The organism is Oceanobacillus sp. FSL W7-1309 (genome assembly GCF_038002145.1).
GTDB lineage: Bacteria > Bacillota > Bacilli > Bacillales > Amphibacillaceae > Oceanobacillus > Oceanobacillus profundus.
This window is the reverse complement of sequence record NZ_JBBOBX010000002.1, coordinates 639,407-662,971: the sequence shown is the minus strand read 5'-3', so window position 1 is coordinate 662,971 and position 23,565 is coordinate 639,407. Positions and strand designations below refer to the sequence as shown.

Genomic DNA, 23,565 nt, shown 5'->3' with positions numbered 1-23,565 from the left:
TTCTCCTCCTTGCTATAATCATTCAACATAGTATATGCAAGGAGGTTGATAACGTGTTATTGCGTATAACGCTCGTTTAATAAGATTGAAATATCATCCATTTCGTCTCGTTTATCTCTGCTCATGAGTTCATCAACAACTGCTTTAGGTGTTTTTTCTTCAAATAATATTTGATAAATTCCCGAAGTAATTGGCATCTCCACTTGTTGCTCTTTTGCAAATTGATATGCTGCTTTTACGGTCCTTACACCTTCAACAACCATTCCCATTTGCTCAAGAACATCATCTAGCTTATTGCCTTTTCCTAATAAATTTCCAGCACGCCAATTTCGGCTATGGACACTTGTGCACGTTACAATTAGATCTCCAACACCTGGCAGCCCCAAAAAGCTAAGTGGATTTGCACCAAGCGATGTTCCTAACCGAGCAATTTCAGCAAGCCCCCTAGTCATTAATGCAGCTTTTGCGTTATCGCCATAGCCAAGCCCATCCGAAATTCCCGCTCCTAAAGCGATTATATTCTTTAAAGCCCCACCTAGCTCTATACCAAGTATATCTGAGCTTGTATAAACTCGAAATGTATCACTATTAAAAAGGTCTTGTGCGATCTTTGCATTATCCATGTTAACAGCAGATACTGTAACAGTTGTAGGGTGCCTTAATGCTACCTCTTCTGCATGACTAGGACCTGAAAGAACAACGATTTCCTCATAATCGTAGGTTGTCAATTCCTCACTAATCATTTCAGAGACCCTTTTTAATGTATCTGGTTCAATTCCTTTCGATGCATGAATAATGGTGGGCTTTTCTGCTAACATGTTATTTAAATTCTGGGAAACTTCTCGAATCGCTTTTGTTGGAACTACAACAATTATAGCGGCAACTCCAGTAACAGCTTCTTTTAAATCGTGAAAAGCTGTTATTTGCTCCGGCAAAATGCCCTGTAAATATTTTTCGTTTTTACGAGTACGATTAATGGTTTCTGCCTGTTCCTTACGGTGTGACCATAGGCGAACATCATGCCCATTATCTGCTAGTACAATACTTAATGCAGTACCCCAGCTTCCTGCTCCTAACACTGCAACATTTGCCATAAGTCTGGTCTCCTTTTTTCTAGCTCCAGCGCCTAGCGAGACTTCCTTCACCTCCGTATGATAAAGAAGACTTGCCGACTGTCAAGACACGAGGCCTAGTCGCACTTATACCCTTCCGGTGAAGTGAATCTCCAAAGTACGGGAGTCCGTACATCGCTTACCGGGCGCTTCCGCTTTTGTTCACTATTGTCTTCTTCTTGCAAATAGTTTAATTGGTGTACCAGTAAAACCAAATGCATCCCGGATCTTGTTTTCCAGAAAACGTTCATAAGAAAAATGCATCAATTCAGGATCATTAACAAAAATGACAAAGCTTGGCGGCTTCACAGCTACTTGTGTCGCATAGAGCACCTTTAATCGTCTCCCTTTTACGGTAGGAGTTGGATTCATAGCGAGTGCATCCATAATAACATCATTGAGTACATTTGTTGGTATACGTTTTGCATGACTTTCACTTGCAATTTTGATGGCTGGTATTAGTGTATGCAGCCTTTTCTTCGTCTTTGCGGACAAGAATACAATTGGCGCATAATCTAAGTATTGGAAATGCGCACGTACATTTGCTTCAAATTCTTTCATTGCCTTTTCATCTGATTCAACAGTATCCCATTTATTTACAACAATTACAATACCTCGACCAGCATCGTGGGCATACCCAGCAATACGCTTATCTTGTTCTCTAATGCCTGTCTCTGCATCAATCAATATAAGGACGACATCTGATCGTTCGATTGCCTTTAAAGCTCGCAAAACACTGTATTTTTCTGTTGTTTCGTATACTTTCCCTCGTTTACGCATTCCTGCAGTATCAATAATCACGAAATCCTGATCATCTTTATAAAGATGCGTATCAATGGCATCTCTGGTCGTTCCTTCTATTTCACTTACAATAACTCGGTCCTCATTCAAAAGTGCGTTTACCAATGACGATTTACCAACATTTGGTCTACCAATCAGACTAAAATAAATGGTATCTTCATTTACTTCGTCCTCTGAAACCTCTGGAAAATGACTGACAACCTCATCCAGTAAATCACCGAGTCCAAGTCCATGTGAACCTGAAATTGGGAATGGTTCTCCGAATCCGAGTGAATAATATTCATAAATCGTCTCACGCATTTCAGGGTTATCAATTTTATTAACTGCCAGTACAACTGGTTTATTCGATTTGAATAATAATTTTGCAACTTCTTCGTCTGCGCCCGTTATTCCTTCCTTACCATTGAGAATAAATATAATAACATCTGCTTCATCAATAGCAACTTCAGCTTGTTGACGCATTTGAACAAGTAATGGTTCATCACCGATTTCAATTCCACCAGTGTCAATTAAATTAAATTCTTGATTCAGCCATTCAGCAGAAGCGTATATCCGATCACGGGTTACACCCGGTATATCTTCAACGATTGATATTCTTTCACCAACCAATCTATTAAAAATGGTTGATTTTCCCACATTTGGTCTTCCTACAATTGCAACCACAGATTTCCTCATATAAAGGAACATCCTCTCTCTTTATGTCTATTTACCTTGTTCACGCGATAACGGACTGTAATCCTGTAATCCCCACCTTTATGCTTATAGTAGCCAAAACATGTGAAAGTGGAGAGGAACAGCTCATAAATTCCTAATTCTGTTCAAGGCTTTCGGTCTCCCTTGTGTACTAACTTTCAGCAGGAGTAAGACCACCCACTGAATGAAGTTTCACTTTATACATTCTAGCAAAAGAAGGAAATATTAACAATAAGTATTAATGTTTCACAATAATAAACAGTTCTTCACTTAAAGCATGCGCAATCCCATCCATAATTGCTTCAAGATTAGCTGCAATTAGTTCCAATTCCTGTTTTGTTTCGCATAAAAAGATCGGGGCACCACCAGCTATTTTTCCCCTATTGGTTGTAATTACAGCTAGAATAGCTTTTTCGATATTCATTTCTTATGCGCTCCTTTTTTATAAGCGTTTGTTTCCGAAGGCATTCGAACTGCATTTTCTAGTACTGGTACAGAGCCGATCACTTTTTTAGCTACCGCTGCATCACGGATTTGCGGAAGAACAAAAACACCCAAACGACCATCGTCTAAGTCACGTTTAATTAATGGCATAAGTGCAGGTGTCCCCGAGTCTCGAAAAACACCTAATGCAACAGATACATCGTGAATAATCGCTTGACGTTGACCAAGATTGCCAATTGTAGTTATTGCATTCATATTCTTAGGTGTTACAATAAACCCCATACCATATTTCATAATCTCCTTTTGCCGCTCAGCTAATCCAATGTTCATAATATAAATATTATCTACATGAAGTCCAGCTCCATCAAAGGAAATATCTGCTCGATTAATTTCTGCAATATCTTCTAGTATTGAGCCACTCATCAAAATGTGCCCTAAAATAAAGCAGATAATAGCAATGATAATTGCGATAAACACATTCCATATAATATACGTTAGACTTGTTAGAAATCCTGTAAACATAACTAGATAATTTCTGCTTTCAAAGGAGATTGCTATTCCTTCAATATATGTCTTCCCTCTTGTTACAAGTTCAAAGCTGTCCATTTCTGTTAATGTATTTCTTTCCATATTGCGTACATCCCTAAATTGAGTTGCAGCAACCGTTAAGAGCGTCACAGCAGTGAATTCTTTTTCCAATAAAGCAGGTACAGCCAATGCCCCCAACGACGCGGCAATAAATCCTAATGACAAATGAATGATTTTGCCGTGTAAATAAGTAGGATATTGTCTGTAATCCGTTCGCAATAAAAGAATTCTCGCTATTGTTCCAGTCACAATCCCAAATAGAATCGGGAAAATATATCCACTCATTTTCTCACCTCTAGAAATTCTGTAGAAATGCTTATTTGTAGTATGTCTAAAAATGAATAAAATAGTAGTGGATATTAAAAGTTATCGAGAATAGTATTTCGAAAAGTTATTAATTTATTACCTACAAAAAATGATCCCTGTTTTTATACAGAGACCATTTTCATTTAAAAATGGGTGAGAACACCCCAAAATGTATTATTTTTTATATTTATTTAATTGATCACCAATAAAGTCACCAAGCTGGAACCCAGTTTGTTCGTCATCTTTTTCGTATTGCTGATACTCTTTTTGTTCTTGCTCCTGTTCTAGTTCTTTAATACTTAATGAGATACGTTCTTCAGCTTCATTCACATCAAGTACTTTTACTTTTACTTGTTGCCCTACTTCAAGAACTTCTTGTGGTGTGCCAATATGACGGTTTGCAATCTGTGAAATATGAACCAACCCTTCTACACCAGGTAGTATCTCAACAAAAGCACCAAAGTTCACTAAGCGTTTCACTGTACCTTCAATAGTCGATCCAGCAGTAACACGATTTTCAATATCTGACCATGGCCCTGGGAGTGTGTTTTTATGTGATAGTGAAATACGCTCATTATCGCGATCTACAGATAGTATTTCTACTTGAATCTTATCTCCCTCTGAAACAACATCCGAAGCTTTAGCAACATGTTCATGTGCTAATTGAGAGATGTGAACTAAACCATCGACACCACCGATATCTACAAATGCACCGAAGCTAGTAATCCGTTGAACAGTTCCTTCTAAAACCTGTCCCTCCTCAAGTGATTGCAGTAACTCATTCTTTTTTGCGTTTGCTTCATCTTCCACTACTGCGCGGTGAGAGAGGATAATACGATTTTGCTCACGGTCTAAATCAGCAATTTTAACAGTTAGAGACGTATCCTTATAATCAGAAAAATCCTCTACAAAATGCGTTTCTACTAACGATGCTGGGATAAACCCTCGAAGCCCAACATCAACAACTAGTCCGCCTTTGACAACTTCTTTAACAACCGTTTCAAATACCTCATCGTTGTTGTATTTCTGCTCTAAATCTTCCCAAGCAGCTTCAGCATCTACTGCCTTTTTTGACAAAATAACTTCATCATCTTCTAATTTTTTTACTTTTAGTGTAACTGTATCGCCTTCTTTTACAACATCAGACGTACTTTCAACATGTAAGCTTGAAAGTTCACTGATTGGCAAAATACCTTCCGTTTTATAGCCAATATCTACAAGAACTTGTTTCTCTTCTAATTTTATTACAGTTCCTGTAACCGTTTCCCCTACATTTAATTGCTGTAAATCTTTGTTTTCTTCACTCATATCCATAGCCCTCCTAGACAGTCCAATATCCCAATATAATGGAAATAGTAAACATGATTAAAACTATTCTTTCTATAACTTCTAATAATTACAATTATTTGTCAAGTAAAGTTTACTCATTTTGATATTTTTCTTTTAAAGCGATCATTTCCTGTGTGATGTCATGTGCCGTTTACTTTGGAGATGCTTTAGATTCTAGTTAGTAAACTTTCTATCTGAAAGACCTCTTTTTACTGGAAAGGAATTGATTCATAAACATAATTCCCCTAAAAAACGTCTTTCAAACAATTCCTTTTTCACTATAGACAGATGTTTGCTGTAAAAGTGATTTCAACAAAGGATCCAATTTCGAATATGGTTGAAGCATATAATTAATGGCCCAATTTTAGGTATGTTGTCTCTTCCAATGGACCCTATCTCATATCTTTGCCACAGCTTTTAGAATTTCCCCTGCTACTTCATTAATACTTAGGGATGTCGTATCAACCTCGATTGCATCTTTTGCTTTAATTAAAGGAGAAGCTTCGCGATTTGTATCAATTCGATCTCTTTCTTCGATTTCTTTCTTTAATTCTTCCATACTCGATGCAATGCCTTTCTTGATGTTTTCCTCATATCTTCGTTTCGCTCTCTCTTCAACGGAAGCAATTAAGAAAATCTTCACCTCTGCATCTGGAAGTACATGTGTACCTATATCTCTTCCATCCATGACTACACCACGATCGTTTGCCATCTCTTGTTGTCTTTGAACCATTTCTTCCCGAATCGATGCATGCTTGGCAACGTGAGATACCTTCGTCGTTACATCTTGAAATCTTATTTCATTGGTTACATCTTTTCCGTCCAATAAAACAACTTGTCCAGCTTCCGATTGTTTTAATTCAATTACTGTATGCATTAATACTTCTAAAATAGCTTGATCATTTTCTAGATCAATACCTTGGTTTATTGCTTTTAACGTTAACGCCCGGTACATAGCACCAGTATCGATATAAATATAAGATAATTTTTCTGCGACAATTTTAGCTACGGTGCTCTTCCCAGCAGCTGCCGGGCCATCGATGGCAATTGCAATGTTTCCTTTTTGCATTGTTGACATTCATTCCTCTCATCAAGTAAAACTTCATGCCTGCTAATTACTGAATAATCCCTTCTTGTTTATTATGTACCTATTAAGTAGGATATAAAGCAGCAGATAACTAATTAAAACTTGGCAAACGCCAAGTTTTTCATACTTAGTTTATCATAACATAACTCCTCTGTTGCACCAATAAAATACGTCAAACCAGTCAACATATTATGTTAATTCTTTCTTTTTCGCTTCTCGTTGTTTATCAAAACAGAATCGTACAATCAGTTGACGATTTGGCTTTGTGATAGTATGGAATTTCAGCGATATAAGATTAATTCGACTATTAGCTTCCCTATTTAAAACTACTTCAGCCCGGGCATATATATAATAAAATTGATTATCATTCATTTGTAACGCAAACCAAGCATCAACTATTGTACCAATCTCCAACGAAATATGTTTTGGTACGAGGACTGCAAGCCCACCTCCACTAATATCGGAGGTAACTGTAACAAATGGTTCAAATTGATGATTCGTACTATGTATGGCGATATCGACTGCTGTTTCAACCCTTACATATTCCCTGCGTTGTATCCGCTCCACTTTATCTGGTGAAGGACTTTTAATAGCGAGTGCTGGTATGTTTAAATTTACCTTTGCCACTATCTCAGATGTAAATTGATAGACGACTTGATCTTTTCCTACGAATTTTACTTTAAATAGTCTTCTTTTCGGTAATATTTTTGTTTTTCTCGTTTTTTCATCGATTGGATAATCAATAATTAAATAGTTATCATTTTTTTCAATAATTTTGCAATAATAAGTATACTGTTTTCCGGACTCTTTTAGTTCAAGATTAAGTAGTGTTCCGATTTCCATAATGAATCACCCCAGTTTATGCAATTTTCAAACGTCATACGATATACCTATATTATTGCAGAAACATAGAAAAAGGGAAAGGCTTTTTGCCTATCCCTAAAAGTTTGCTGCAAAATTAATTTCAGTGCCGTCTAATTTCTCTACCTTTTCCTCTCTGCCATTCATTGCATTAATAAATATACGATAGGTGTCATTATCCATTACACCCAAAAATTCATAGGTCAGTACTTCTTCGTCAAGATCATTGTCGATAACAGCTAAAAACTCTTCCTGAATATCCACATTCGAATTAACCATTTCTTTCGCTTCTTCCATCGATAATGTTGGTTCAGGTATATCACGTTCGGTGTGATTCATATAGTAGTTACGCGCTGTTAATCCAATAACCTCTCCATCATCCAATGCTACTTTTACTTCTACTGCATCCGAGTATACTCTTACTCCATCTTGATTATAAACAAAGGAATAGAGACCGACATTATCGTATTCGCTGCTTTCAAAAAGCATCATACTATCAAGATCGTGCTTTTCTAAATAGTCTTGTGCCTTTTCTGCTCCTTCATTCAGACTAATTTTATTTTCAGCAATTGGTCTTGTAATCAAGACTGTTAATGGGTGACCTCCTTGCTTGGCCAAATCCATATAACCACTTTCATCTCCATTCTGATAGGAAAGACTGTAAATCGGAATATCTGATCCTTCGCCAGTTTCTGCTATAGTCAGGTTTTCTTGATTTTCTACATTTAAAATTTCCATTCCCTTTTTTAATGCCTCTTCTTCTCGAATTTCTTTCCCGTTTAAATGTTTGTACTGATGTTCTTCTGAAGAGGTCCCAATAATTGGAGAATCCGCATATCCCTCGGAATAACCTTCAACCGATTTTTCAACGGTCGTGAAACCATCAATAATCGTGTTATCCATCGGTTCATCTTCATTTGCCAATGCTAGTTGTACATCCATCCAGCGTAAATTATTCTCTAAAGCCATATGCTGAACTTCTCTCAACTCATCCTTAATATCTCCTGATTGACTATATAGCTTTTTCAATGTACTCGTTTCATCATCTGTAAGAGGTGAATCATCCAAGTCCCTTACAGCTGTTCGATACGTAAAATCACCGATATTGGAAAGAAATTCCTCGGTTTTATTAAAAGGTAGCAAACCTAATGGCAGCTGCCCTACATTGGTTAACGCCTCTGATGTCAATCTCCAAATTTCTACAAATTGGGGTGATAATTTTTCTGACGAATTCATTGCTAAAGTAGTTCCGATCTGATCATGCAACAAGTCCATATGATACGTTAATTCATGGAATGAACGTTGATACGTATTTTCCGCTTGGATTAGAATGGAGTTTTTCTCTTGATGTTCCATATAGCCCCAGAACGCTGTTCCTGCAATTCCTAAAGCAAGTAAACCAATTAATATCCACCGAAACATTTTCTCACACCTTTCTAATTACAGAATATATGTTTACCAATTTTCTTGATTTGAGGTCTTGTCCAAATCCATCCTGATGTTGCGGTATCCGGATTAAAATAGTAAGTAGCATTTCCTGAAGGATCCCACCCATTTATTGCATCAAGAACAGCTTGTCTTGCAGTCTCGTTTGGTGTTAGCCAAATCTGACCATCCGCAACTGCTGTAAAAGCTCTCGGTTCAAAAATAACACCTGATACGGTATTTGGAAAAGTCGAACTTTCTACTCTATTTAGAATTACGGCAGCAACTGCCACTTGACCTTCATATGGCTCTCCTCGTGCTTCGCCATATACAGCATTCGCCATCAATTGAATATCATTTTGGGAATATCCCTGAGGCACATTTACAGCCGTTACATTTGATCCGGATTGATCACCTTGCCCTTGTTGCTGCTGTGCATTACGATCGCCACCACCATAATGGGAGAAGTCCTTCCCTTGATTAATATTTTCTTTTACAAACCCCTCATCATAGTTACTAGCTTGAACAAGCTTATCTTTAGTAGTCTGACCAGCTAACCCATCCACTTCCATACCAAATTCATATTGAAAGTTGCGAAGTGCCCAATACGTACCCCAGCCAAATACACCATCAATTTTACCATTGTAGAAACCAAGGTATTGCAACCGGGATTGTAATTCAATAACGTCATCCCCTACCGCTCCATGCTGTATGACTTGTGAGCTAAAAGCATTTACAGTTTTTGTAGTTGAATCTGGCTGCAGTCCAATTAGTGATATAATCATAATCATGAGTAAAAAGACTGCTTTTCGATTGACCATACTTTTTCCTCCCGTTAGTTCTATTGGATTGCAATACCTATTTTTTGAGTAATTAGCCTTTTTATTCATCTTTGGCCATTTAAATAAAAAACCTCCTGCAAATCCACAGATTTACAGGAGGTAATTTTCTTTATAATGAATGAAAAGGACTGAGAAGTTCGAGGCAGCAAAGCTCTCCGTAACGGGCTTAAAAGGATGTGGTGACTTCAACGTTCGACACAGGACGTGTGGGTACTTAGTCGAAGGACCTCTGTTCTTTTTCACCGGACTTTTTGAATAACCTGTTTATGATGTTCCATTTGAAGTGGTGTTTTGTTCGCTATTTTCATACGATGCAAAGCAATAACCCACAACACGACCATGAATGGGATTAAGAAGTACATCCAATAGCTAACCAAGCTCGTTAATATATAGTTATAGATTCCATGTAACGTAAACGGAATAATAAATGCTAATCCTAAATTTAGTTTCTGCTTTTGTTCATTCATCTTGGCCTTTCCAAAATAGTAACCCATAATAATACCGAACAATGCATGGGACGACACCGGGAAAAATGCACGTAAAAATGCGTACTCAATCCCATTTGTTACTAGGTAGAGAACATTCTCGACAGATGCAAACCCCATACTAATAGATCCAGCATAAACGATACCGTCATAATGGTCATCAAATTCAGGATGGTGATAGATAGCAAACATAAAAATAAACCACTTAAAAAATTCTTCAAAAAAAGCAATCTGAAAAAAAGATTCAATGATTCGATTACTATTTATCCCTTCAGCTGCAAAAGCATACTGGATAAACATAATTGGAAACACCAATAAAGCCCCCAGTATAAACATTCGAATAATTAAAGGGATTGGTTCCGTAATACGATCTTTTAAATAAATGAATGACATTAATGCAACAATCGGTGCAATTCCAGCTGATAAAATTGCAATCATAATAGTTTACCTCTTTCCAATTACATTACTTTTATCGTATCATTAAGTCATGTAAATGAAAATAGAAATTAAAGAACAGGTGATTTTTATGAAAAATATACTCATTATTCATACTGGTGGGACGATTTCCATGCTGGAAGATAAAGAGACGGGTGAAGTAAATACAGCAGACATCCATCCATTAAGTGCATTAGGTAGTCAATTAGGACATTACGCAACAATTGATGAGAAAATTGTTTTTGAGTTACCCTCCCCTCAAATCACGCCAGTTCACATGCTAGAATTGGCAAAGAAAATTATTGAATTCATTCCTAAATATGATGGTATTGTTGTAACGCACGGCACGGACACATTAGAAGAAACAGCTTATTTTCTAGACGTTGTATTGGAAATTGACAAGCCCGTTATCGTAACAGGAGCGATGCGTTCGAGCAACGAAATCGGCTCTGATGCATTGTACAATCTAATTAGCTCCATTCGCGTTGCCAGCGATGAAGATGCAGTACGTCAAGGTGTATTAGTTGTGATGAATGATGAAATCCATGCTGCTAAAAACGTAACAAAGACATCAACTAGTAACGTAGCAACCTTCCAAAGTCCGCAATTTGGACCAATTGGCTTAATTACAAAGGATTCTATACTTTTTCATCGAAGAATCCGCACTCGCCGAGTACAGCCCGTTCAAACAATATCGAAGAAGGTATTTCTGCTGAAAGCCTTTGCTGGTATGGATGAACAATTTTTGCAATCAATTCGGCTCGCAAAACCGGATGGTCTCGTAATTGAAGGTCTTGGGCAAGGCAATTTACCAAAGGATACAATTAAACCAATCCAACAACTGATTGAAGACAATATACCTGTAGTACTAGTATCTAGATGCTACCAAGGTGTTGTCCAACCGACATATGGCTATGACGGTGGAGGCAAGCAGCTGAAACAGTTAGGAGTCATTTTTGCCAGGGGGTTATCTGGTCCAAAAGCGAGGATTCGTTTATTAATTGCTCTAGAAAAGACATCTAATTATAACCATCTAAAAGAACTATTTGAAACGCTATAGAGCACAAAAGCAGACGCATTCGGTTAGCGACGTACGAGTTGCGCCCGCTGCGTGTACCACTGCTCACACATTCTTATGGAGACGATCAAGTCAATACTCTTGTACCGTAAGGAGTCGAAGCTGACCAAGATTGCTAGCTGGGATGGAGCTGTTAAAGAACCTAATCTGTCCACAGTAACTTTATAGTAATCCTTATAACCTAAAAAACATACTAAGATTAGTGGGTAAGGTCATCGACGGGTGACTTTACCCACTATTTCTTTTTTTAAGTTATAGTGAGACTGAGACAAAAGTACTTTTATGAAATAAAAACCGAACATGATTAATGCAAATAACTCGCTCCCGAAATATAATTCGCGCACCCAAAGGCGGCTGGTGAGTCCCCTTGTGCTATCGCACTACGGTGTCTCACCTATGCCTTACCTCCCGCTGGAGTCTACGTATATTTCCTGCGCTAAGCTTATGCATCGTTCGTCTTTAACATTAAACACTTTTGTTATGCCCCAGCTTCTTCTATGATTGACCTGGCAATTTCCTGACCATGAAACCGCCCATTTTCAATGAATATTTCGTTGTTGTTGTAACCAGCAGCCACAACGCCTGCTACATACATCCCTTTTACGTTTGTTTCGTATGTTGCTGAACTATAGTTCGGTTTCCCGTTCGATGCATCAACCTCTACTCCACTTGCATTTAGAAATGAAATATCAGGCTGATAGCCAATCATGGCAAATACAAAATCATTTTTAATTACATTTATTTCTCCATCAGCTTCAAAATAAACTGCATCCTCCGTAATTTTTGTAACCTGTGAATGGAAAACCATTTTTACAATCCCTTTCTTAACGAGCGAATCAAACTCTGGAAGGATCCAAGGCTTAATACTGTTTGAATACTCACCTCCACGATAAAGAACTGTTACATTAGCTCCGGCTTTATGCAGTTCCAATGTCGCATCAACAGCAGAATTTTTCCCTCCAATGACAACAACATCTTTATTAAAGAAAGGATGTGCCTCTTTAAAATAATGCATTACTTTTTTCAAATTTTCTCCAGGAATATGAAGATAATTAGGTTGATCATAATAGCCAGTCGCAATAATGACCTTTTCTGCCTGATAGGTCGTTTCTTGTCCATCAACCTTTTCCGTCATCACACGAAATATATCGTTATCCTTTTTTACTTCCTTCACTTTTTCATATGTATGCATACGAATCTGTTTCCGCTTCGCAACTTCACGATAATAGGCCAATGCCTGATTTCTAACAGGTTTTTTCATTTCCGTTATAAACGGCATATCACCAATTTCTAACTTCTCACTAGAACTGAAAAAGGTTTGATGCGTAGGGAAATTATAAATGGTGTTTACTACATTACCTTTTTCAATAATTAATGGATTAATTCCGTATCGTTGCAATTCAATAGCACATGACATACCACACGGGCCTCCACCAATAATAATTACTTTTTCCATTTGCATATAAGGCACTTCCTTTATTGTTGAAATAACTTTTAAACTTCAAAATTTAGTAATGATAAACTTTTGAACGAATGGCAGTTTAGTGCGTATTCTGCCACTAAAATAAAAAACTCTTATCCGATAAGAGTTTTTTATTTCACATATGGATTAAATCAATTGGTACAATACAGCTAAACGGCTTCATTAAACCCAACCACGGAATCTAGATGCTTCGGCCATCTTTCGTACACCCACCATATACGCTGCTAAACGCATATCCACACGTCTTGTTTCAGCTGTGTTATATATAGAATTAAAAGATCTAATCATAATTTCATGAAGCTTTTTATCGATTTCTTCCTCTGACCAATAATATCCTTGATTATTTTGAACCCACTCAAAGTATGATACGGTAACCCCACCAGCAGATGCTAATACGTCCGGGACTAGAAGAATGCCCCGTTCTGTTAAAATTTTAGTAGCTTCCATTGTTGTTGGACCATTGGCAGCCTCTACCACAATGCTTGCCTTAATATTATGTGCATTGTCCTGTGTAATTTGATTTTCTACAGCCGCAGGAACAATAATATCACAATCCAACTCAAATAATTCTTTATTTGAAATTGTATTGTTAAATAGCTTGGTTACGGTTCCAAAACTATCTCTTCGATCTAAGAGATAATCAATATCTAGTCCATCCGGATCATGCAGCGCGCCGTATGCATCTGAAATACCAACAACTTTTGCACCTGCATCATGCAAAAACTTGGAAAGGAAGCTTCCAGCGTTTCCAAATCCTTGAACGACTACCCTTGCTCCTTTTAACTCAATACCTTTTTTCTTCGCTGCTTCATTCAATACAATCGTAACACCTTTTGCAGTAGCAGATTCTCTGCCATGTGAACCACCTAGAACAATTGGTTTTCCCGTAATAAAGCCGGGACTATTGAATTCGTCTATTTTACTATATTCATCCATCATCCAAGCCATAATCTGAGAATTTGTAAATACGTCTGGGGCAGGGATGTCTTTTGTAGGGCCCACTATTTGACTTACTGCACGAACATAACCACGACTTAACGCTTCTAATTCGCGGAAGGACATCTCTCGTGGATCACAAATAATTCCACCTTTTGCTCCTCCATAAGGTAGATCAACAATTCCAGCTTTCAAGCTCATCCAAATAGAAAGAGCCTTTACTTCTGATTCCGTTACATCTGGGTGAAAACGAATTCCGCCTTTTGTCGGACCTACTGCATCGTTGTGTTGTGCACGATATCCGGTAAATACTCTAACCGATCCATCATCCATACGTACTGGGATGCGAACCGTCATCATACGCAGAGGTTCTTTAAGTAACTCAAAAACCTCCTCCGGGTAACCTAATTTTTCTAATGCAGTTTTTACAACAGTTCGTGTTGAACTTAAAACATCTGTATTTTCTTGGTTTTCTTTGATAGAATCTGCTGCTTTTTCGGCTACCATGAACTTACCTCCTACAATATATATAAAAGTTTTATATAGCCCACTCAGAGTTTAGTATACACGTTCAATTTAAATATGCAATAAAAATAGGTTTCATTTTTTAATTCGTTATACCTGTCTAGAATGCATGGTTAGTTCTACAAATTTCTCGATCATTTCATGATATTCAATTCCAATCGATTTCGCTGCATCAGGAAACAAACTAGTTGGCGTCATACCTGGTAATGTGTTTACTTCCAGAATCATTGGCACATTTTCTTTATTTAAAATAAAGTCTACTCTTGAGTAAGTTTCACAGCCTAACGATTGATGGGCTAGAACTGCGTATGTTTTAATCTGTTCTGCTGTTGCTTCATCTATAATTGCTGGAACAATGTGCTCGCTCCCGCCCGGTGCATATTTTGATTCATAGTCATAGAAAGCATTTTTCGGAATTATTTCGATAATTGGTAGGGCGAATTCATTCCCGCCTGCTCCCATTACGGCCACTGTTAACTCTCTACCAGCAATGAACTCTTCTACTAGAATCGCATCGTCACTTGCTTGAGCATTTGTTAGTGCTTCCTCAATTTGGCTGGTATCTGTAACAATTGTTAATCCAAGCGTAGAGCCTTCTTTATTCGGTTTTATAACAAATGGTGGTGTAAAAGCTGTCTTTATTTCGTTACCAATCTGTTCAACTTGATTCGACTTAGAAAGCCTGTAAACTTCGCTTTTAGCTTGTGGAATATGGTTCATATTAAAAATTTGTTTTGCTTTTGCTTTATCCATCGCTAAGGCAGAAGCAAGAACCCCTGAACCAACATAAGGTATACCTAGCATATCCAATAGTCCCTGAATTCTTCCATCTTCCCCATATTTCCCATGGAGTCCAATAAATACCAAATCTACATCTAATTGTATAATATCCTGCAATTGATTCGGATTAAAATCAATTCCAATAACTTCATGTCCGTTTTTTTCTAAGGCTGCTATGATTCCTTTTCCTGATGAAAGCGAAACTTCACGCTCACCTGAAACACCACCATACAATACTGCTATCTTCATTATCTGCACTCCCTTGACATCCACTATTTCTCTACAATGTTGTGTTAATAAAATAACTTGATGATATTCTTGACTGCTTGTGAATCGAAAATAATTTTGCCATATTCATGTAAGCGATAGGATGTCACAATGCTTGGGTTTGAATACTCCGACATAATCCCTATAATATCCTCTTTATTTACATCGGATAAATCATCTTCATCTAAGATCATATAATATCGTTCATCCATATGATATACCTTACCACCTTCAATCGCTAATGGTGATAAATAGGACGTGACCTGGATAACCGATTCAAATTCCTCAAAGGAAAAAATTAATTCCTTGCTTTCATCAAGCGTTACTTTCATTTCTATGAAATCATCATCCCAATACATATCTTCCTCTTGTTGCGTGACGAATATATGCATTCCTTGTGCCTGCATTAAATGAACCTGTACGAGTAATATTCCTTCAAGCTCAATACCTAATTCTGAACTCGCTTCATACATCATATCACTGAAAAGGCTGCGGACGCTCGATGCATCATGCCAGAGGTCGTCTTTTGTAAAACCTCGTTCAATCAAATCATCAAACGTTAAAAAAATCGTAAATTGGTCATTTGATAAACGTTCAATACGCATACTGCATCCCCCTCATTTAGGCGCTTTTTAAATGGTTTTCTAATTTCATCATAACTACGAATTATAATGGAAAGCACTTCATTTATTATATGCAACTTCGTCATTTGTTGAACAGTACAGCACAATTTCTTAATTCTATTTAAATGTAGAAGTTTTGCTTACAAAAATATAAAATACAAATGGTGTGGACCTTTCCATAGCGTTACTTTTACTATTAGTATGATTCGAATTATGCAAGATGATAACTTTTTCCTTGGCTTCTTATACTGGAAAAGTCATTTGACCATTCTGTGTGCTATATACCATATCTATCCACAACATTATGACAGATTTTGAATTAGTACCCAAAGCTCGTTTCCCCATATGTAGTATGCACCAGCTAGTCCAACAATTAAAATAAAAATCACAAACAATAATCGAATAAGCGGCCCGCTTAATTTAAGGCTTGTTCGACTATCCTTTGAATGAATTTCCTTTCTGGGCGGGAGGTTTAAAATATCAATGTCTCGCTTTGCTTCACTTTCCTGCTCAGAATTCTTATTTCCCACATGTTGCTCAGTGGACTGTCCATCTTCAATTTCTTGAAATAATTGACGAAGTTCGTCCGCTTGATCCTTTGGTTCTTCTGATTTTACATTCACTGTAAAGCACCTCACTTTTTAAAGCGAATCACTAAACCTAATAGAAAGTCTATAATAAAATGCATCGTAATTGTCACAAGTAAGTTTCCAGTAATCTCAAATAGATATCCAATCAAAAAACTAACACCAACTACCGAAATAAATAAAACCGGCTTTTTCAAATATCGAAAATGGACAAGTGCAAATACCATACTAGCTATGATATAACCAAATACTGTTTGGATGACCCCTCGAAACAATAACTCCTCTGAAATAGCAACAACGAGTGATATTATTAAAATAAATGGAATGGATTGATTATAAAATACTCTTTCATTAATTCCGCCATCATCTAAAAATTGTTTTGGAGTAATCCATAATAGAACGAGGTCAATGAGAACTACGAAAAAACCCGAAAGAACTCCGTAAATCAAAATTTCACGAAAATTCCAGTTAAAATAAAACAGCCAGTCTGAAAAACGATCAAAAAGAAAAAAGCTCAACCCGATACTGATGCATATGAATATGCCCTGTGATAAAAATAGCTGTTTCCTTAATTCTGCATCGGATAATTGCTTGATTATTTCAGCTTGTTTCATAAGTTTCTCCAACTAACAGCAGATCTTTAAGGCGTTCTCTCCAGTCTTCATGCCGCTCTATTATTTTTTTTGTATTTTCTGGATGCCATTCATTCCATAAAAACCCACAATTACTACAGCATTGTTCCATTGGTTTTCGAAAAGTTGACTGAAAAGATTGATAAAGGTCTTTTCGCAAGCAACTTTCACATTGCACCCAACTTAATACCTCATGTAGTTTGTCTTCTTTATATTGCATTCTCTCTTTAATCACTTGCTCAATGGAATGGTAGGCTATTTTCCAATTGTTCTCATGATAGATAATATAATTATTGTTTATCATACCATGTTTTTCTATCTGATACTTAAAAAATTTCCAATGAATTTCATTTAATTGTAAATGTTCTTGGATTTTTTCATCTGCTGGAATTTCCCTTTCGGTGTGGCAGATTGTATATAAATAATTGAATACATTTTTCAAATCCTTTTCATCTGGAAGTTCATTTTGAATAATATGATTTGGAATGATCGCATCCCTCGGCGAAAACAGCAATATACCTACACTGGATTTACCATCCCTTCCTGCTCTTCCTACTTCTTGAATATAAGCTTCAAGTTGTAATGGAATATGAAAGTGGATGATTAAACGAATATTACTTTTATTAATCCCCATTCCAAACGCACTCGTACAACAAATGATGTCTAATTGATCATTCATAAATTGTTGCTGGATACTGATGCGATCTACCTGTTCCATACCACCATGATAAAAAGCAACTTCCCTATTTGCAAGTCGTTGCGTCAAAATGCTCGCAATATTTTCTGCTGTGGCACGACTTGTAAAATAAATCAGCGCCGGTACTTGATACATGTTAAATATGGAAATAAGTCTGTCAATTTTTTCTTGGTCATTTGCAACTTCCTCTAGAATAAATGCTATATTTTCCCTGTCCATTGGATAAATTCGCTTGATCATTTGGCGCTTTTCTAGGGCATTCATTATATCAGATTGAACTTCTGGGGTTGCTGTTGCACTTAATGCAAGTACAGTTGGATTACCTAGCTCTTTAATCGTTGCGGAAAGTTTTAAATAATCTGGTCTGAATTCATGCCCCCATTGTGAAATACAATGTGCTTCATCAATTACAAACAAACCCACATGTATTTCTTTCAGCTTTCTTATTAGTTCTTGCTGCTGTAACAACTCTGGTGAAACATATATCAATTTATAATTAATAAGATTTTGAAAAACATTTCGCCTTTCCCTTGGTGTCATAAAGCTATTAAGAGCAACAACTTCCTTAAAATTAGCGGCCTTTAACTGCTTTACTTGATCAATCATCAAGGAAATTAAAGGAGAAACGACTATCGTCACCCCTTTCAGGATTCTGGCTGGTAACTGATAACAAATGGATTTTCCTGACCCTGTGGGCAAAATTCCAAGTACATCCTTGCCTGCCAGTATATCTTGGATTATTTCTTTTTGGCCAATTCGAAAAGCATCATATTGAAAATATTGTTGTAATGCTTCTTCTAAGTTAAGCGTGTGTTGTTGCATACTATCACCTTATTTCAATAATATCATTTTCCAGTGCTTTTATTTTTCGTTGCCGCCAATACAAGTCGAATTTCAAAGTAGCTAATGTCATCATGGACAGCATTCTTAATATCTCTTAATTTAAACGTACTTCTCCGATTGACTACATTGATAATTTGTTGTTGCCTTTCCTTTGTTATGTATTGATCTAAGGAGAATAATGGATCATATAAAGCAATTTCTACAATATGATCATGGATTGTATTGATTTTTAAATTTCTCATCAGCGCTATTTGATCGAGCGTATACTTCTTTTGTAACAATTGATAGGTTTGATTAGTAGAATTTGTAATCGGGATCTTCTCTGTTAAGTCACCTAATAAGAAGGAAAGAACAGGGAACTCTTTTCGTTTTTCTTCGATTATGGCAATTATTTTATGGATAATGCCTGTCAGTATAAGATTCACATCTTCAATTGACAGCATATTTAATTCTGCTAATTGGTTCAAGCTCTTACCATAAGTTTTATATCCCGTTAATCGATCTACAAATAATGAGGCAAAGTTATTTGGAAATATTTCTAACAACTGGTACAGTTCTTGATAAATCCCTTGCAATGCATGTGTCTCATTGGTTTTTAATTTCCTATAAATTTGTTTAACCCATTGTTCAACGGAAGGCTGGTCAGTTATCGGGATAAAATGATAAAATTTCATTTTTGTATTGGTTAATGCTTGGATGAGTAGCAGTAAACGTAAATAAAACATGTCTGCAGTTTCATTGTATCGTAATCCATTGAAATACTCGAATGGAAATTGCTGCTCGGACTGAGCAAGAAATGGTAATGCTTTTTCTGTTAATTGAAAAGTGTTCACTTCACCTTCAGAAGCATGTATATATTCATTTTCTAACAAAAAAGATACACTTTGATTGAACGAGTTCCTGTTTAAATGACGATAAACACCATAAAACATGTTAAGCTGATAATTATGCACGTCTTGAATCGTTTGAATTGATTTACTTCCATTTAATAAATGAAACACGCTGGATATGGTCCTTTCTCCATTTAGCTGGGAAAGGCATTTTAAAATAATACTTTCAAAAAACAAGAATGACTGCCCCCTTTTTAAAAGATGCATACAAACCGGGTATTGAAATGAATAGCAATCAGTTTTAGAATAGGATTAAGGCTTTTGATTTCAGGAGGTAAATATAAAGTGAAGTACACCATTGTAGACAAAGAAACATGTATAGCCTGTGGTGCATGTGGTGCAGCTGCTCCCAGGATTTTCACCTATGATGACGAAGGACTTTCTTATGTTCTCATCGATGAAAATACAGGTACCTCTATAATTCCAGAAAGCTGCGAGGAAGATTTATTCGATGCATATGAAGGATGTCCAACTGATTCAATTAAAATTGCAGAACATCCGTTTCACGGTAATCCGTTGAGGTATAGTCAAACATAAACTCAAGTTTTATCCTAACAATGCTATCATAATTGGGTAATTGTTGTTACTAGTATACATGGAAAAAGTGCTTTTGAAAAATATAATTTCAAAAACACTTTTTTTAATTTTTTGCTTATTCATCTCTTAAATCGACAGGATTAGCTGCACTTGGAACACTTATAGGCTTGGATAGATTATATTCACTAACTTGTTGCAGAGGCGAATTCTGAAATTGTACTTCTTCAAACCCAAAGCTTTTTGCAGTCATTAAAATGGCTTCGACCATTGTTAAAATATCCTGATTGTCAAGAAGCACTTGCTCATCAGCAAATGTTAATTCCAATAAGCTGCCACTTGATTGTACTTCCAATTGAACATCGTCTGGTATAGTTCGACTAACATTAAACTCAGGCTTATTTTGACTCATTTCAGCAATAGCCTCTTCAATTGACAGCTCTTTCGAGGTAGGTACCGGGATTAGAAACTCATTATTATAAAGTTTATATAATGCCTCATCTTGATACAAGACCATTTCCTTTATAGAACCTATGGACCCTAAGTCAGCTCCATTTTTAAAAACAGCTTTTTCAATACCAAGTGGTGTAAACATCGTAGCAAGCATCTGTTCAAATATATAAGCATTTGTAGAGCCTTCTTCAAGGGTAAATTCATTTTCAAGCTCAATAAATACCTCTTTATCCGCCTCATTTAGTTCAAATGAGGCGCCTTCAAGTAAATATTCAGCCGTATTCCACGAATCCTCATGGATATATGTTGCCAATTGATTATAGAATGCAGCAACATTTACAGAGTCCTCCACAATAAAAGTAATCGGAATAACGTACTGATTCTGTGCATCCGCTACAGCACCATATACAAATGTACCAGCTTCATCAGCAGAAATAATATGGCTTTGCATTGGTGCTTCATCCATTGCCACCCGTGTCTCAGCAGACTCTTCTTGACTATCATCTGCTATCCCGCCTGAATGGGCTTCTTGCTCATTACTACTCTCCGTTTTTCCTGACTCTTCCATATAATCATACGTATTTGCAACATCAAGATTCATGGAATAATCTGCCTGTTGAGTTGAAGAATTATTGAGTATAAATGGAATGATAGCCAGAAGTACAGCAACCATCGCAGTTGCCAGAATAGGCACCACTTTTACCTTTCTCTTCGATTTTACGTTCTGGCTATCTTTCAGTTTTGGGGAGATGCGACTGTATAAATCGGATTTATCCATCTTATCCTTAACTACAGGTAGCTGCTTTAAACTAGCGATAATTTTATCATATTCTTCATTGTGTCGCATTAGCATCCCCTCCTCCGTTGATGTTCTCAAGCATTGCTTTTTTTAATGCTTTTAATGCACGGTGCTGAGTCGTTTTCACCTTACTGACGGTAAAATTAAGTATTTCAGCAGTTTCTTGAATAGAAAATGATTGCAAATAACGCAGTATTATTACATTCCGTTGGTCAAGTGTACAGTAGTTTAAGTATGTATACACCTGTTTGATTTGATCGTTTTCTTCAGCAATCTCATCTGGTAGCTTGCTTTGATCAGGAATTACATCTCCTTTATCATTCCAATCAAAAAACTCAAATATTCTATCTCTCTTCCTTTTTAATGAACGGAAATAATCATATGTAACGTGACGCGCAATTGAGAAAAGCCATGTTTTCTCACTACTTTCACCCTTGAAATTAGCATATGATTTTAATACTTTTATATAAACCTCTTGAACCAAATCCTCTGTTGTTTCTTTATCTTTCACCATATAGAAAATATACTGGAAAAGGTCTTGATGGTAGGTATCATAAAATTTATCGAAAACGGCCTTCATAAAGACCCTCCCGTTCAGTTATATAGTCGTTATAAATGTAAAAAGGTTTCATCTAAACTATAATGTAAATGAAGAAAAAATACCAACTGAATATCAGTCGGTATTTTTTACATCAAACCTATTATATGCATATCTTGTAAATAAAAAGGAGATCATCGGATACAAGAGTACAATAAATACCGCATTACCAATTGCATGGCTTGTATCAAAAGGGAGTCCTGCAATATAATATGGCCAAAATTCCCCTGTAACCTGGTATGTAGTTAGTGATATGATAAAGCCATAGAAGTAACCACTGAATATAGCCAAAAGCACAATGATAAGAAATGGAACTCGTTTTAGCATTTTACCCAATAGTCCGCTCATTATCCCAATAATACCCCAGGAAACAATCTGCCACAAGGTCCATAATCCCATGCCTAAAAGCATGTTAGAAAGAAATGTAGTTAAAATTGCTAAAAGAAGAGCGGATGTTGGACCAAGTATAATACCACAAATGATAATGATCGCTGTTACCGGCTGTACGTTTGGAATAAATTGAAAGATATATCTTCCACCTACTGCCAAAGCAGCTAATAATGCAAGGATTGTAAGTTTGTATGTGCTCATTTACTTATTCCCAGGGTTGTAGATCAAAAACAACGACATCTCCAGGCGATAACTCATAGTCACTTGCACCAACTGTTGCCATTTCATCATTTACGAAGAACATCCATGCAGTTTTCTCTTCATCGCTAGCAGCAACTCGTTCAATGCTTGTAATATACTGACCGTCATGCGCTGTTTCGATGTAGAAGTTTTCCTCCATAACATCCATCAGAATATCACCTTCTTCTATCTGAATCACTTCCTCTGTTACATATTCTTCCCCTTCATTAATAGAAATGGTAATCCGTACAGAGTCTTCTGCAACTTCTTCAGATTGTGAAGAGTTATTCGTACTTACAGACGTATTTTGGTTTGTATTCTCATCTGAAGAACAACCAAACAGCAATCCAACTGACATTACAATGACCGCAAACTGAAAAATCCATTTTTTCAACTTAATTCCTCCCCATCTTTATAAGTATTTAACTGGAAATATTCGGGAACAAAAAAATCCAGCTCACAAAGAGGAGCTGGATTTTTAGACAAACAAATAATTATAGACAAAAAGCTATATGTATTCGAATGTCTCAATCACTCATACCTCGAAGCATTGAGAAAAACAAATTGAATTTGGCAGGTCTACTGACTTAAGATTCAAACCTACTTTAAGCCCTTCCCGTAATTACTACGGTGGTATTGCTTATTTCGTATCAATTACAGTTGCGAGGACAGTGCCAGATTTCCACTGGTTTCCCTAATCTAAGAAATAATACCCTGATGTTCTCTTAGAATACCAAAATTCAATGTATATAATTTTTCATTCCAGTTCAAAATTATCATAGCATATGACGTTAGAATAGAA

At 36.6% G+C, this 23,565-nt stretch carries 24 protein-coding genes and 1 riboswitch; of the genes, 2 read left to right on the top strand and 22 right to left on the bottom strand.

Features of this window, described 5'->3' with window-relative positions; genetic code table 11:
• Positions 1-56 precede the first annotated feature (56 nt).
• The 10 genes from NST46_RS15925 to prsW all read right to left on the bottom strand — a co-directional run bounded on the left by NST46_RS15925 (position 57) and on the right by prsW (position 10,411).
• Positions 57-1,094 (bottom strand): NAD(P)H-dependent glycerol-3-phosphate dehydrogenase, encoded by a 1,038-nt coding sequence (locus NST46_RS15925; protein WP_095308952.1) that lies wholly within the window; start codon positions 1,092-1,094, stop codon positions 57-59.
• A 183-nt stretch (positions 1,095-1,277) separates the two neighbouring features.
• Complete coding sequence (gene der, locus NST46_RS15920; protein ID WP_118889606.1) at positions 1,278-2,588, bottom strand: ribosome biogenesis GTPase Der; 1,311 nt, start codon at positions 2,586-2,588, stop codon at positions 1,278-1,280.
• 256 nt (positions 2,589-2,844) lie between these two features.
• Positions 2,845-3,030 (bottom strand): capping complex subunit for YIEGIA, encoded by a 186-nt coding sequence (locus NST46_RS15915; RefSeq protein ID WP_341137470.1) that lies wholly within the window; start codon positions 3,028-3,030, stop codon positions 2,845-2,847.
• Positions 3,027-3,923, bottom strand: coding sequence for a YIEGIA family protein (locus NST46_RS15910; RefSeq protein ID WP_095308946.1), 897 nt, complete (start codon positions 3,921-3,923; stop codon positions 3,027-3,029). The genes NST46_RS15915 and NST46_RS15910 overlap by 4 nt, the downstream gene beginning before the upstream one ends.
• Before the next feature lie 195 nt (positions 3,924-4,118).
• Positions 4,119-5,252 carry a 30S ribosomal protein S1 gene (gene rpsA, locus NST46_RS15905; protein WP_095308944.1) on the bottom strand — a complete coding sequence of 378 codons (1,134 nt, stop codon included), beginning with the start codon at positions 5,250-5,252 and terminating at the stop codon, positions 4,119-4,121.
• 418 nt (positions 5,253-5,670) lie between these two features.
• Positions 5,671-6,342 (bottom strand): (d)CMP kinase, encoded by a 672-nt coding sequence (gene cmk / locus NST46_RS15900; RefSeq protein WP_095308965.1) that lies wholly within the window; start codon positions 6,340-6,342, stop codon positions 5,671-5,673.
• 207 nt (positions 6,343-6,549) lie between these two features.
• The gene (locus tag NST46_RS15895; protein ID WP_118889605.1) at positions 6,550-7,203 is read right to left on the bottom strand and encodes a flagellar brake protein; all 654 of its coding nucleotides are present in this window, start codon (positions 7,201-7,203) and stop codon (positions 6,550-6,552) included.
• 96 nt (positions 7,204-7,299) lie between these two features.
• Entirely contained in the window at positions 7,300-8,643 is a 1,344-nt protein-coding gene (gene ypeB, locus NST46_RS15890) for a germination protein YpeB (RefSeq protein WP_118889604.1), read from the bottom strand.
• Between the two features lie 14 nt (positions 8,644-8,657).
• On the bottom strand, positions 8,658-9,437 hold the full coding sequence (gene sleB / locus NST46_RS15885) for a spore cortex-lytic enzyme (protein WP_379601289.1): 780 nt from the start codon (positions 9,435-9,437) through the stop codon (positions 8,658-8,660).
• Positions 9,438-9,727: 290 nt separating this feature from the next.
• Positions 9,728-10,411, bottom strand: a complete 684-nt coding sequence (gene prsW, locus NST46_RS15880; RefSeq protein WP_095308938.1) for a glutamic-type intramembrane protease PrsW — start codon at positions 10,409-10,411, stop codon at positions 9,728-9,730.
• Between the two features lie 88 nt (positions 10,412-10,499).
• Here prsW and NST46_RS15875 point away from each other — a divergent pair, with 88 nt between their 5' ends.
• The gene (locus tag NST46_RS15875; protein ID WP_341137469.1) at positions 10,500-11,468 is read left to right on the top strand and encodes an asparaginase; all 969 of its coding nucleotides are present in this window, start codon (positions 10,500-10,502) and stop codon (positions 11,466-11,468) included.
• 496 nt (positions 11,469-11,964) lie between these two features.
• On the opposite strand, the gene NST46_RS15870 is transcribed toward NST46_RS15875, so the two are convergent.
• From NST46_RS15870 to NST46_RS15835, 8 genes are all read right to left on the bottom strand, one after another.
• Positions 11,965-12,948 carry a YpdA family putative bacillithiol disulfide reductase gene (locus tag NST46_RS15870; RefSeq protein ID WP_118889602.1) on the bottom strand — a complete coding sequence of 328 codons (984 nt, stop codon included), beginning with the start codon at positions 12,946-12,948 and terminating at the stop codon, positions 11,965-11,967.
• A gap of 183 nt (positions 12,949-13,131) precedes the next feature.
• The gene (locus NST46_RS15865) at positions 13,132-14,412 is read right to left on the bottom strand and encodes a Glu/Leu/Phe/Val family dehydrogenase (protein ID WP_095308935.1); all 1,281 of its coding nucleotides are present in this window, start codon (positions 14,410-14,412) and stop codon (positions 13,132-13,134) included.
• 108 nt (positions 14,413-14,520) lie between these two features.
• Entirely contained in the window at positions 14,521-15,459 is a 939-nt protein-coding gene (locus tag NST46_RS15860) for a D-alanine--D-alanine ligase family protein (RefSeq protein ID WP_095308933.1), read from the bottom strand.
• Positions 15,460-15,503: 44 nt separating this feature from the next.
• The gene (locus tag NST46_RS15855; protein ID WP_095308932.1) at positions 15,504-16,082 is read right to left on the bottom strand and encodes a genetic competence negative regulator; all 579 of its coding nucleotides are present in this window, start codon (positions 16,080-16,082) and stop codon (positions 15,504-15,506) included.
• 320 nt (positions 16,083-16,402) lie between these two features.
• Positions 16,403-16,723 carry a hypothetical protein gene (locus tag NST46_RS15850; RefSeq protein ID WP_303449174.1) on the bottom strand — a complete coding sequence of 107 codons (321 nt, stop codon included), beginning with the start codon at positions 16,721-16,723 and terminating at the stop codon, positions 16,403-16,405.
• Between the two features lie 11 nt (positions 16,724-16,734).
• Positions 16,735-17,301, bottom strand: a complete 567-nt coding sequence (locus NST46_RS15845; protein ID WP_341137468.1) for a CPBP family intramembrane glutamic endopeptidase — start codon at positions 17,299-17,301, stop codon at positions 16,735-16,737.
• Positions 17,288-18,838 (bottom strand): RecQ family ATP-dependent DNA helicase, encoded by a 1,551-nt coding sequence (locus tag NST46_RS15840; RefSeq protein WP_341137467.1) that lies wholly within the window; start codon positions 18,836-18,838, stop codon positions 17,288-17,290. The genes NST46_RS15845 and NST46_RS15840 overlap by 14 nt, the downstream gene beginning before the upstream one ends.
• A 23-nt stretch (positions 18,839-18,861) precedes the next feature.
• Complete coding sequence (locus NST46_RS15835; protein WP_341137466.1) at positions 18,862-19,926, bottom strand: helix-turn-helix domain-containing protein; 1,065 nt, start codon at positions 19,924-19,926, stop codon at positions 18,862-18,864.
• Between the two features lie 108 nt (positions 19,927-20,034).
• Between NST46_RS15835 and NST46_RS15830 the strand changes: the two genes are divergently transcribed.
• Entirely contained in the window at positions 20,035-20,286 is a 252-nt protein-coding gene (locus NST46_RS15830; protein WP_303449168.1) for a ferredoxin, read from the top strand.
• Positions 20,287-20,401: 115 nt separating this feature from the next.
• Here the strand turns inward: NST46_RS15830 and NST46_RS15825 are convergent, their stop codons facing one another.
• The 4 genes from NST46_RS15825 to NST46_RS15810 all read right to left on the bottom strand — a co-directional run bounded on the left by NST46_RS15825 (position 20,402) and on the right by NST46_RS15810 (position 23,157).
• Complete coding sequence (locus NST46_RS15825; protein ID WP_340001943.1) at positions 20,402-21,583, bottom strand: hypothetical protein; 1,182 nt, start codon at positions 21,581-21,583, stop codon at positions 20,402-20,404.
• On the bottom strand, positions 21,570-22,115 hold the full coding sequence (locus NST46_RS15820) for an RNA polymerase sigma factor SigX (protein ID WP_303449164.1): 546 nt from the start codon (positions 22,113-22,115) through the stop codon (positions 21,570-21,572). Before NST46_RS15820 ends, NST46_RS15825 begins: the two co-directional genes overlap by 14 nt.
• Before the next feature lie 93 nt (positions 22,116-22,208).
• Positions 22,209-22,724, bottom strand: coding sequence for an ECF transporter S component (locus NST46_RS15815; protein WP_341137465.1), 516 nt, complete (start codon positions 22,722-22,724; stop codon positions 22,209-22,211).
• A 4-nt stretch (positions 22,725-22,728) separates the two neighbouring features.
• Entirely contained in the window at positions 22,729-23,157 is a 429-nt protein-coding gene (locus NST46_RS15810) for a DUF4430 domain-containing protein (protein ID WP_240033787.1), read from the bottom strand.
• 161 nt (positions 23,158-23,318) lie between these two features.
• Positions 23,319-23,516: riboswitch (cobalamin riboswitch) on the bottom strand.
• Positions 23,517-23,565: the final 49 nt, after the last annotated feature.

Coding starts and splice junctions, on each gene's coding strand:
- NST46_RS15925 (WP_095308952.1), bottom strand. CDS start 1,094: ATGGCAAATGTTGCAGTGTTAGGAGCAGGAAGCTGGGGTACTGCATTA.
- der (WP_118889606.1), bottom strand. CDS start 2,588: ATGAGGAAATCTGTGGTTGCAATTGTAGGAAGACCAAATGTGGGAAAA.
- NST46_RS15915 (WP_341137470.1), bottom strand. CDS start 3,030: ATGAATATCGAAAAAGCTATTCTAGCTGTAATTACAACCAATAGGGGA.
- NST46_RS15910 (WP_095308946.1), bottom strand. CDS start 3,923: ATGAGTGGATATATTTTCCCGATTCTATTTGGGATTGTGACTGGAACA.
- rpsA (WP_095308944.1), bottom strand. CDS start 5,252: ATGAGTGAAGAAAACAAAGATTTACAGCAATTAAATGTAGGGGAAACG.
- cmk (WP_095308965.1), bottom strand. CDS start 6,342: ATGCAAAAAGGAAACATTGCAATTGCCATCGATGGCCCGGCAGCTGCT.
- NST46_RS15895 (WP_118889605.1), bottom strand. CDS start 7,203: ATGGAAATCGGAACACTACTTAATCTTGAACTAAAAGAGTCCGGAAAA.
- ypeB (WP_118889604.1), bottom strand. CDS start 8,643: ATGTTTCGGTGGATATTAATTGGTTTACTTGCTTTAGGAATTGCAGGA.
- sleB (WP_379601289.1), bottom strand. CDS start 9,437: ATGATTATGATTATATCACTAATTGGACTGCAGCCAGATTCAACTACA.
- prsW (WP_095308938.1), bottom strand. CDS start 10,411: ATGATTGCAATTTTATCAGCTGGAATTGCACCGATTGTTGCATTAATG.
- NST46_RS15875 (WP_341137469.1), top strand. CDS start 10,500: ATGAAAAATATACTCATTATTCATACTGGTGGGACGATTTCCATGCTG.
- NST46_RS15870 (WP_118889602.1), bottom strand. CDS start 12,948: ATGCAAATGGAAAAAGTAATTATTATTGGTGGAGGCCCGTGTGGTATG.
- NST46_RS15865 (WP_095308935.1), bottom strand. CDS start 14,412: ATGGTAGCCGAAAAAGCAGCAGATTCTATCAAAGAAAACCAAGAAAAT.
- NST46_RS15860 (WP_095308933.1), bottom strand. CDS start 15,459: ATGAAGATAGCAGTATTGTATGGTGGTGTTTCAGGTGAGCGTGAAGTT.
- NST46_RS15855 (WP_095308932.1), bottom strand. CDS start 16,082: ATGCGTATTGAACGTTTATCAAATGACCAATTTACGATTTTTTTAACG.
- NST46_RS15845 (WP_341137468.1), bottom strand. CDS start 17,301: ATGAAACAAGCTGAAATAATCAAGCAATTATCCGATGCAGAATTAAGG.
- NST46_RS15840 (WP_341137467.1), bottom strand. CDS start 18,838: ATGCAACAACACACGCTTAACTTAGAAGAAGCATTACAACAATATTTT.
- NST46_RS15825 (WP_340001943.1), bottom strand. CDS start 21,583: ATGCGACACAATGAAGAATATGATAAAATTATCGCTAGTTTAAAGCAG.
- NST46_RS15820 (WP_303449164.1), bottom strand. CDS start 22,115: ATGAAGGCCGTTTTCGATAAATTTTATGATACCTACCATCAAGACCTT.
- NST46_RS15815 (WP_341137465.1), bottom strand. CDS start 22,724: ATGAGCACATACAAACTTACAATCCTTGCATTATTAGCTGCTTTGGCA.